The 10,349-nt window shown below is 43.0% G+C and carries 7 protein-coding genes; 4 read left to right on the top strand and 3 right to left on the bottom strand.

Annotated features, from left to right (window positions below; translation table 11 throughout):
- A partial coding sequence (locus V7K50_RS14290; RefSeq protein ID WP_334961009.1) for a DUF4347 domain-containing protein occupies positions 1-1,578 on the bottom strand: 1,578 nt, incomplete at its 3' end.
- A 1,344-nt stretch (positions 1,579-2,922) separates the two neighbouring features.
- Between V7K50_RS14290 and V7K50_RS14285 the strand changes: the two genes are divergently transcribed.
- The gene (locus V7K50_RS14285; protein WP_334961007.1) at positions 2,923-4,830 is read left to right on the top strand and encodes a GTPase family protein; all 1,908 of its coding nucleotides are present in this window, start codon (positions 2,923-2,925) and stop codon (positions 4,828-4,830) included.
- 343 nt (positions 4,831-5,173) lie between these two features.
- Complete coding sequence (locus tag V7K50_RS14280; RefSeq protein WP_334961005.1) at positions 5,174-6,847, top strand: hybrid sensor histidine kinase/response regulator; 1,674 nt, start codon at positions 5,174-5,176, stop codon at positions 6,845-6,847.
- A 72-nt stretch (positions 6,848-6,919) separates the two neighbouring features.
- Here the strand turns inward: V7K50_RS14280 and V7K50_RS14275 are convergent, their stop codons facing one another.
- Complete coding sequence (locus V7K50_RS14275) at positions 6,920-7,378, bottom strand: DUF29 domain-containing protein (RefSeq protein WP_334961003.1); 459 nt, start codon at positions 7,376-7,378, stop codon at positions 6,920-6,922.
- Between the two features lie 161 nt (positions 7,379-7,539).
- Positions 7,540-8,649 (bottom strand): S-(hydroxymethyl)glutathione dehydrogenase/class III alcohol dehydrogenase, encoded by a 1,110-nt coding sequence (locus V7K50_RS14270; protein ID WP_334961001.1) that lies wholly within the window; start codon positions 8,647-8,649, stop codon positions 7,540-7,542.
- Between V7K50_RS14270 and V7K50_RS14265 the strand changes: the two genes are divergently transcribed.
- Entirely contained in the window at positions 8,649-8,867 is a 219-nt protein-coding gene (locus V7K50_RS14265) for a hypothetical protein (RefSeq protein ID WP_334960999.1), read from the top strand. The genes V7K50_RS14270 and V7K50_RS14265 overlap by 1 nt on opposite strands.
- 191 nt (positions 8,868-9,058) lie before the next feature.
- Positions 9,059-10,342, top strand: coding sequence for a valine--pyruvate transaminase (locus tag V7K50_RS14260; RefSeq protein ID WP_334960997.1), 1,284 nt, complete (start codon positions 9,059-9,061; stop codon positions 10,340-10,342).
- Positions 10,343-10,349: the final 7 nt, after the last annotated feature.

Below are 10,349 nucleotides of genomic sequence, written 5' to 3'. Positions count from 1 at the left end.
AACATCGGTGAACCCTTGTAAGAGGTTAGTGGCACTGATGGTGTAGGCGGTATCTTCTGTACCATTACTGAGGGTGGCTGCTGTTCCTGTTAATGTGGGTGCGTCGTTAACAGCTGCGAGGCTAAAGGTGCGAGTTGCAGGGGTAGTGCCACCTTTGCCATCGGTGACGTTGTAGCTGAGGCTGACTGTACCGTTGTAGTTGGCATTGGGGTTAAAGGTGTAAGTTCCGTTGCCATTGTTGATGAGAGTGCCATTGGTAGCAGTTAATCCAGAAACGGAAAGGGTATCACCGTCAACATCGGTGAACCCTTGTAAGAGGTTAGTGGCACTGATGGTGTAGGCGGTATCTTCTGTACCATTACTGAGGGTGGCTGCTGTTCCTGTTAATGCGGGTGCGGTATTCAACTCTCCTGTCGCACCAAAAAAGACTAAATACCCTGTGGAAGTAGTTTTCTGTACTGTGATACTTTGAAGCGTTTTAGCTGCATTCGCTGAGAACCTTACCCCAAATACCGCCGGGTTATTCGCATCCTCGAAGCCAGTTCCATCAGTTTTACTGCGGTCTAAGCCATTACTCAGATAGTAGAGCGTATTAGATGGGGTGGTAATTTCGTTATACCAGTCGGGAATTGTTTGGCTACTGGTGGTTTCTGTTGTTCCATCACTGTAGTTAAAAGTCAAACTGACATCGCTGCTTCCTTCCGTTGAAGTTAAGGCCAGATGCACATAAGCATACTGACCAGAAACATTAAAGGTAAAAGTCCCAGTAGAGGTTTTAATTAGACGGGCATTATTGCCGTTGTCAGTGTTTTTATAACTGAGTTGAATATCTGGATGAAAGCTAGTAACCCCAAAAAATCCGTCATCTGGCAGTCCATTACCCGAAGTGCTATTGCTAAAAGTAGCGAAGGACTGAGTTATCAAAGCATTGTTGGTCAAATCAATCGCCGTTTGGGTGGTGTCGGTGACTCCTCCGGTACGGTTGACAATGATATCACTATCAAAAACTGATGAGATGTTAAATGCTACTGTGGAGGCTAAAATACCTGCATAATTTGCGATCGCTTGATAACTAAAAGCGAGTTGGGGTATGATCTCACCCACAGTCACTTCTAAATTCCAATCTCCTCCTAATGCTGCATTACCGGTTTTTGTGGCGGAAGCGGCAATGTTAGCACCAGTTAAAGAATGTAGTTTGTGAATAAATTCTTCTCCCGCATCACCAGCAGCCACATTACAACCGTATAAAAGTAAGTTGAGATTTTCTCTCGAACAAGCCTGTAATTGTGACGCATAATTTTTTAAGGTATCAAGGCTAAGTTGACCATTACCTAAATACAGACATCCTGGCGCACCGTGAGAGATAATGTGAACTGTCTCTACTTCCTGGCGTTGTTTCAATACTTCTGTAATTTGCTCTACTCCGTCTCGTTGTGCTGACAGAATAATAGTTTCAATTCCAGGTAATGTTCCTTGGAGAAGAATTTCTGCGTCGCTGACACAAGCATCGAGGAACAGTATTTGTACATTCATTAGTACTGTGGGGCTATATGTGGTGATTATAGGATTCAAAGACATAATAAATTTCTCTTAACTAATTGGTCTGCTTCCTTATGAATAAAATTACTTCTAAGCAACAAGACATTCGCCAATTGACGAGGTTGGAAAATAGAACTTAACATAGTTAATACAAGCTACATCTGTAAGAAAAGTGGAAAATTTTGCCGAATAAAATCGGCTCAGTTTTTTTTAATACCTTTGCCAAAAAGAGAGGTAGTCTTAACTTTTACCAAAACAGTCTCAGACAAGCATACGCTTGATTAAACTTAGGCAAAAGCTCAAAACCAGCCTTGTATGGCAAGGTAGTATAAATTAATTCCACAAAAAATATACAGTATTTTTCACTCAGTTTTTGACTGATGCGAGAATAAGCCCGTATTAGCTGGGTTTAGCTTATGTAAATCCTCATAATTTAACGAAGGTATTAAAGCAAAAAAGCTTTTTTCACCCCTAGTATGTAAAGCATAATTCACAACTATATCTATGGAAATACGTGTAAATACTGTTATTCGGAAAATGTTCAACAATTGAACCTCAAACCGGGAATTTGACCGGATCTGTTAGTTAAAAAGTAGATATAGAAGTATATATCAAAACTTCAACCTCAACGCCTCGCCGTATACGAGGCAAAGGTACATACATAAGTATACATAGAGCGAGTTGCTAGCCAAAAAAGCCAAATTTGCTACAATGACAAATTCATTGTAAAAATCGCTTTTTCGGTATTTAATGGTTCCTTTTTTGCAGAATCCTAATAGCGATCGCTATGCAGATATACGATACCTATCTAAAAGGATGTTTTAAAAGTCGCAAAGTATACTAAAAAAACCTCTCCCCGAAAGTCGAGAGGCTTTGATGTTAACAAAAATACTTTTCAAACATCCTCTAAGCGTATTAGACTAAAAAATTTTTCTAAGTAGAGCGGCGTGAATAATTCAAGGTTTGTAGTGTACCCCCTTCGGGGATCTTGCTACGCCAAGCGTCTCAAACAAAGGGCTGGAGCCGCTTACTACAAAGTAATCTCAATATTTTTTACATTACTTAATGTACTTTGATTTATTCTCGCCGACTTACATAATCACTGATATATCTATAGACTGAATTATTTAAGCGCTTCTTCAATTACAATTTTTGATATTTAGTGAAGTTCTAAGAATATTATGATGCCAGCATGATAATAAATATTGAGTTCTTTATTTAGCTGCCCACAGCAAAATAAAATATTTATTCCTAATAATTAGGATTCTAGCATTAATCCAAGAATACTAAACATCCTGCCTAGATTGGAGACGATAAACTTTTTATAAGAGTAATTTTCGCAAAAACTCGAATTTCCTAATATTTCAAAGCAGGTATGTGGCAATGGTGCGATTAAAACCCTGGCAGTGGGTAGTTTTAGCAATTCCGATCGCGTTTATCATCATTTTCTTACTGGTATCCGCCGGTTCGCAAATTCACGTGTGGGGTATTAGTTGGATTTGGGGTGTGTTTACCCTTTTATTCGTGGGTTGGCGTTGGCTATTGGTAAAATGGACTCAACCTGCTGTTAACCAAGTAGAAGCTGTATTAGCCCAAGTCCGCGAAGAATTGGAATCGACGACAGAAGATACTGTAGTACCCGTGGGAAGTGACACCACAAAGCTTGCAGAAACAGCACTCCAAGAAATTCTGCAAGTAGCACAAAGCGATCGCCCCATTTGGGAAGATTGGCAAACTTTTTGGACGCGATGCCAAGATTTAGTCGTAGCGATCGCGCATATTTACAATCCCCAAATTCAATATCCCCTGCTGAATATTTACGTCCCCCAAGCTTATGAGCTGATTCGCGGAACAGTGGATGATATGGATCAGTGGATGCAAAAGTTATCCCCAGTCCTCAATCAGGTAACGGTTGGACAAGCATACCAAGGATATGAAGTCTACCGGAAGTTGGAACCATCAGCTCGGAAATTCTGGCGGGTTTGGAACTGGGCACAGTGGGTTTTAAATCCGGTGGCGGCGGTGGCAAAACAAGCTAGCCAGGGTTCTAGTAACCAAGCAACTCAGCAATTATTGGGGAATTTAAGTCAGTTATTCCGGGAAGCTGCCCTGAGAAACTTATGCCGACAAGCGATCGCACTCTACGGACGTACCCCAGTTTCAGCAATCTCACCTACACCAACTTTACCTAAAGCAAAAACCCAAACACTCCGAGAAATCTTGACTCAAGCTCAACCAGTGGAGGTAGTTGAGCAAAAACCCGTGAATATTCTGCTGGTGGGGCGCACAGGCTCGGGAAAAAGTAGCCTGATTAATACGCTATTTCAGGCAGATTTAGCAGCCGTTGATGTTTTACCCAGTACTGATCGCATTCAGAATTATCAATGGCAAGCTCAAGGTGGCGAAACCCTGACGCTTTTGGATACACCTGGTTATGAACAAGTCAACCGTGCCGATCTCCGAAATCTGGTGCTTGATTATGCCATCAACGCAGATTTACTGCTGTTAGCTACCCCGGCTCTAGATCCGGCTCTGCAAATGGATGTGGACTTTTTGCAAGACATCAAAGCAGAAGTTGCAGATTTACCAGCGATCGCCATCGTCACTCAAGTAGATCGTCTGCGTCCCATCCGCGAATGGCAACCGCCTTATGATTGGGAATGGGGCGATCGCACCAAAGAAGTTGCCATTCGAGAAGCTACTGAATATCGCGCCAAATTCTTGGGAAACTTCTGTAATCTAGTTATACCCGTGGTTACAGGTGATAGCAAAAAAAATCGAGTTCCTTGGGGAGTGGAGGCACTATCCTTGGGATTAGTAGATGCGATCGCACCTACTAAACAACTGCGTCTCGCCCGGTTTTTGCGTAATCTAGAAGCCCGCATCGTCGCCGCCGCCAAAATCATCGACCACTACACCTTCCAAATGGCGACAACACAGGGACTAACGGCATTGCTCAAAAGTCCCGTCCTCCAGTTTATTTCTACCCTCTCAACGGGATCACCAGCCCTAGCATATATGCTGGCAGAGCAAATTCCCGTGGAACAGTTACCGATTGTCATTGGCAAACTTCAAATGGGATATGAGCTTTTCTCACTCTTGAATACAGCTAACCATAATCCCCTCAACTTTGAATTGTTATCTCTGTGGCCGCTATTGCTGGAAAACTCCGCTTCACCCGATCGCAACGCCTGGGCATTTGGTCACGCCCTAGTGGAATACTGGACTCAGAATTTAACGGTTGAACAACTCCGACAGCGATTTGAGTATTATTTGGCGATCGCAAAATAACGAGTTTACTAACTAGACATCTCCAGAAATTAAATATGCGTTACCCAGAACCCTTGTAGAGACGTAGCACTGCTACGTCAAAACAATTCTTTTTCGGAGATGTCTACTACGTAACTCCAGTACATCAAACATCAGGAGTTTCATTAGTATATAAGAGTTAATTACGAATATTTACCCAGTAGTCTTAAAGATATTTATACTATAAGGGGATGACAAAAAATGCGATAACAGATTGTACTCTCAATATCAAAGTTAAGATTACGATTTAAGAGTAAGTTTCAGCAGACACTTACCCGCATTACCAGAGTTTTTATCCAGACATCCCTTTTGTTCGGAGTCTTTTATGAAAAATATATTACAAACCTCTATCTCTCAAGAACAGAATTCACATCATAGCTATAGCATTTCGTCTTACAACAGGCTGCTTTCGGTCGTGAAAGATTTGGCTTGTGTGCGGACTATTGAGGAAATTATTGAGATTGTGCGCTTGGCTGCTCGTGATCTCACAAATGCTGATGGAGTAACTTTTGTATTACGGGATGGTGAATGTTGCCACTATGTCGATGAAAACGCCATTGGGCCACTTTGGAAAGGTATGCGTTTTCCGCTCAAGTCTTGCATCTCCGGTTGGGCAATGCTCAATAAACAAGCAGCCGTCATTGAGGACATTTACCAAGATGCACGAATTCCTATTGATGCGTATAAAGTAACTTTTGTCAAGAGTTTAGTGATGGTTCCCATCCGGGTTTCTGATCCACTGGGTGCGATTGGAGCCTACTGGAGTACAGTACACCAAGCAACGCCCCAAGAGATCGGACTGCTGGAGATTTTGACAGATACTACCGCAGTTGCGATCGCAAATGTGCAACTTTTCCAAAAACTGACAAACCAAAACGCCCTGAAAGACAAATTTATTGCCATGTTAGCTCACGAGTTGAGGAATCCCGTTGCCCCTATCTCCAACGGGGTTCAACTTCTCAAGTTGAAGTTGGGCGAGACTGGCGCAGTCGGGGAAACAGTTTTAATGATGCAACACCAGATTAAGCATCTCTCGAAATTGATCGATGAGCTACTCGACATATCATCCATCACCTACGGGAAGGTTTCATTAAACCTCGAAAAGTTTAATGTAGTAGATTTGGTTCGCCAGAGTCTTAATAACCATGCACAAGCAATAGAGAAATTGAACCTAACCGTCATCCAAGACCTGCCAAACAGTCCCGTGTGGGCTTATGTTGACTCTACCCGCTTCTTCCAAGTTCTGGGGAACCTTCTTGATAACGCCTTAAAGTTTTCCAAACCAGGTGGGATGATTTGGGTGGATCTCTCAGCGATTGTAGGTGAAAATGGCTCAGGTAGTGTGGCGGTCTTATCCGTAAGAGACACAGGTATAGGGATAGATCCGACAATATTACCAGAACTCTTCGAGCCATTTACCCAGAGCGATCGCAGTTTAGACCGTTCAAGAGGTGGTCTAGGTTTGGGACTCTCAGTAGTCAAAAGTCTTGTGGAACTTCATGGTGGTAATGTTGAAGCCTCAAGTAGAGGGATCAATTTGGGAGCAGAATTCAAAGTCACTCTCCCGGTATGCGAAGAGGTTACAGCCTTCGACAACGATTTGGAGATTACAGAGGCGGCTAAAAAATCGTTGAAGATTTTAGTCATCGAAGATAACGAGGATTCAGCCGTATCATTACAAGCAGTACTTGAGTATTTTGGACATGAGGTTTCCATTGCCAAGAATGGAATTTTAGGGGTAGAAATTGCCAGGAAGCTTGAACCTCATGTGATTATTTGTGACATCGGACTTCCCGAAATGGATGGATTTGCCGTTGCACAGGAGCTAAGTAAAGATTCTAAATTTAGTCGCTCAATTCTGATTGCCCTCACCGGCTATGGTAGCCAGGAGGATCGACAGCTTGCGCTTCAGGCTGGTTTCAAATGCCACTTGACCAAGCCTGTAGACTTTGAAATACTGACAGCAGAGATTGATCGATACTTTATCATGAATGCGTAAGCGTAGCCCGCACTTCGGCAAGTGTTACCCTGAGCTTGTCGAAGGGCTCAGTGACCATCGGAGACATCGCTTTTATTCCATTAAATCATTTGTGGCAGACTCACCCGGATAAAAGCGATCGCTCAAAATTTCCTCAAAAGCATATAAACATTGGTTGGCAAAAGTTGAGAGTGGCAGATTTGTTTCTCCTGACGCTAAATCCCTAGCATTTTCATAAGATTCCTGGAGTGCTTCTTCAAGATAAGGCTTCAGGCTAGGATTTTCGTTCAACAACTTGAGAATTTCCCGTCGTTGTACTCTAATTGTCGCTAACCAGCTACGACTGCGTTGCTTTGGTTGATATTCCCATTTGAGCAAATGTCCAATTAAAATACTAAGACGATTTCTCAATTCTTGGCGTTCCTTTCTTCCCAAAGATTCAATTTCCTCAATTAAATTGGGCAAGTCAAGTTGGTTCCATTGGTGATGACGCAAAAGGTTAGCCTGTTCTTGAGTCCAACTGTAGAAGTCTGCTTCATAGAAGTTTTGCATCAGGTTTTTTGTCGTTTTTCAGGTTTGTAGAGTTTGCATAATTTTAAAATTCATAATTCATAATTATTTTTCAGATAGATATTTAAACCTTATTTGAAACAAGACTGTCTGCACAAGCATCAGGTACAAAGCCTTTTTAATTACGAATTAAAAATTAAGAATTAGAAAGTCACCACACTGCGAATTGATTCACCTTTATGCATCAACTCAAAAGCATCATTAATTTGCTCAATGGGCATTACATGGGTAATCAAATCATCAATATTTATCTTACCTTCCATATACCAATCAACAATTTTTGGCACATCTGTACGTCCTCTAGCACCACCAAATGCTGAACCTTTCCAAACGCGCCCAGTTACTAGTTGAAAAGGACGAGTACTGATTTCCTGTCCAGCACCCGCAACACCAATAATCACACTGACACCCCAACCTTTGTGGCAGCATTCTAATGCTTGACGCATCAATTTTACATTACCGATACATTCAAAGCTGTAATCAGCACCGCCTCTTGTTAAATCAACCAGATAGGGAACTAAATCACCTTCTACTTCTTGAGGATTGACAAAGTGCGTCATCCCAAACTTTTCTGCCAAGGCGCGTTTGTTGGGATTAATATCTACCCCGACAATCATATTTGCCCCTACCATCCGCGCCCCTTGGATGACATTTAAACCAATACCCCCCAAACCAAAAACTACGACATTTGCCCCAGGTTCCACTTTGGCAGTATTGATGACTGCACCAATACCAGTAGTCACACCGCAGCCAATGTAACAAACCTTATCAAAGGGGGCATCTTCCCGAATTTTTGCCAAGGCGATTTCTGGCAGCACTGTATAGTTGGCAAAAGTGGATGTACCCATGTAATGATGAATCATCTGCCCATCGATACTAAAGCGGCTGGTGCCATCGGGCATAACACCGCGTCCTTGAGTTAGGCGAATGGCTTGACAGAGATTAGTTTTAAAACTCAGACAATATTCACACTGGCGACATTCAGGAGTGTAGAGGGGAATTACATGATCTCCTGGTTTGAGACTGGTGACACCAGCGCCTACTTCCACTACCACACCAGCACCTTCATGTCCCAAAATAGCTGGAAACAAACCTTCGGGATCATCACCAGATAAGGTAAAGGCGTCGGTATGACAAACCCCGCTTGCTTTAATTTCAACTAACACTTCACCGGCTTGTGGCCCCGACAGGTGAACGGTTTCAATCGTCAAGGGCTTACCTGCACTGTAAGCTACTGCTGCTTTAACTTGCAATGTCAGCGCTCCTGTATAGTTTTTTCATTGGGCATTGGGCACTTGTACTGAGTTTCGACTACGCGGTAATCGAGCGAAGTCGAGATTCAACTACCGCGCAGCCTCTCCAAGAGTTGTATGGGGCATTGGGCACTTGTACTGAGTTTCGACTACGCGGTAATCGAGCGAAGTCGAGATTCAACTACCGCGTAGCCGAAGTATGGGGCATTGGTTATTAATTCTTGTCCCTGATCTACTCCCCACTGCCTACTCCCCTGTAACGATAAATATTACCTTTGTTAAAATACCATTCTCTAGCTAGATTGGTTAAAGGTGGTAACAGCTGCTTTGACAACGATGTAAACTGGATGTCAGCAGCAATCCCCAAATAATTTGTCCATTCCTCTAATATTATATTTTGTCACAGCTTATGAACCCTGCCCTAACACAAATTGGCGCTCAAATGTCCAACCTGACTGGCGTAAGAGCAATCATGAAGGATATTATCGAAACATTACGAGCGGGTGCAGGGCAGCAGTTTATTAATTTGAGTGCTGGTAATCCGTTGATTTTGCCAGAGGTAGAGCAATTATGGCGGGATTGCACTGCACAGCTTTTGGCTAGTCCCGAATATGGTGAAGTAGTTTGTCGCTACGGTTCAAGTCAGGGCTATGCACCATTAATTGAAGCGATCGCTAATGATTTTAACAAACGCTACGGGTTAAACTTAAGCGATCGCAATATTCTCATCACCCCCGGTAGTCAAAGCCTCTACTTCTACGCTGTCAATAGCTTCGGTGGCTACACCCCCAGTGGCGAGTTAAAACAAATCGTTTTACCCCTGAGTCCTGACTACACAGGTTATGGCGGTATCTGCTTAGTTCCAAAAGCCCTAATCGCCTACAAACCGACTCTTGATATCGATGCAGCCGCCCACCGATTTAAATATCGCCCCGACTTCAGCCAACTGTCAATTACAGAAAACACTGGTTGCGTTCTCTTCTCTCGCCCCTGTAATCCTACTGGTAACGTCCTCACCGATGATGAGGTGAAAAAGATTGCTGCCCTAGCTGCGCCTTATAATCTGCCAGTTTTAATTGACTCCGCTTATGCGCCTCCCTTCCCAGCATTAAATTTTACCGATATGACCCCAGTGTTTGGTGATAATATCCTCCACTGCATGAGTTTATCAAAAGCCGGATTACCGGGAGAAAGAATTGGTATAGCCATTGGGGATGAAAGGTGGATTGAAGTGCTGGAGTGTTTTCAGGCAAACATGAGTCTCCATTCTTCACGTTACGGCCAAGCGATCGCAGCTTATGCAATCAATTCTGGTGCCTTAGTGGAAATTTCTCACACTGTCATCCGTCCCTTTTACCAAAATAAGTTTACCGTTTTAGAAACCAGCTTAGAAGAAGCGATGCCCAAGAATTTACCTTGGTATCTCCATCGCGGTGAAGGAGCAATTTTTGCGTGGTTGTGGTTAGAGGATTTACCCATCACTGACTGGGAATTTTACCAGCAACTCAAGCAAGTAGGTGTGATTATTGTCCCTGGAAGTAGCTTCTTCCCTGGTTTAGAAGAAGAGTGGGCGCATAAACACCAATGTTTCCGCATCAGCCTCACCGGTAGCAATGAGGAAATTGTCACTGCGATGCAACGTTTAGCAAAAGTGGCTGAAGAAGCTTATAAGCGTGCGGCTGTAAGTGCGTAGTAGGAAA

This window comes from Nostoc sp. (assembly GCF_036917135.1).
Taxonomy (GTDB): domain Bacteria; phylum Cyanobacteriota; class Cyanobacteriia; order Cyanobacteriales; family Nostocaceae; genus Nostoc.
The sequence above is the reverse complement of the archived record's forward strand: the minus strand, read 5'-3'. Positions and strand labels throughout refer to the sequence as shown.

Bases quoted from the DNA above. Each gene is read 5' to 3' on its own strand.
- V7K50_RS14260 (WP_334960997.1), top strand. From the start codon at position 9,059: ATGAACCCTGCCCTAACACAAATTGGCGCTCAAATGTCCAACCTGACT.
- V7K50_RS14280 (WP_334961005.1), top strand. From the start codon at position 5,174: ATGAAAAATATATTACAAACCTCTATCTCTCAAGAACAGAATTCACAT.
- V7K50_RS14265 (WP_334960999.1), top strand. From the start codon at position 8,649: ATGTCAGCGCTCCTGTATAGTTTTTTCATTGGGCATTGGGCACTTGTA.
- V7K50_RS14275 (WP_334961003.1), bottom strand. From the start codon at position 7,378: ATGCAAAACTTCTATGAAGCAGACTTCTACAGTTGGACTCAAGAACAG.
- V7K50_RS14285 (WP_334961007.1), top strand. From the start codon at position 2,923: ATGGTGCGATTAAAACCCTGGCAGTGGGTAGTTTTAGCAATTCCGATC.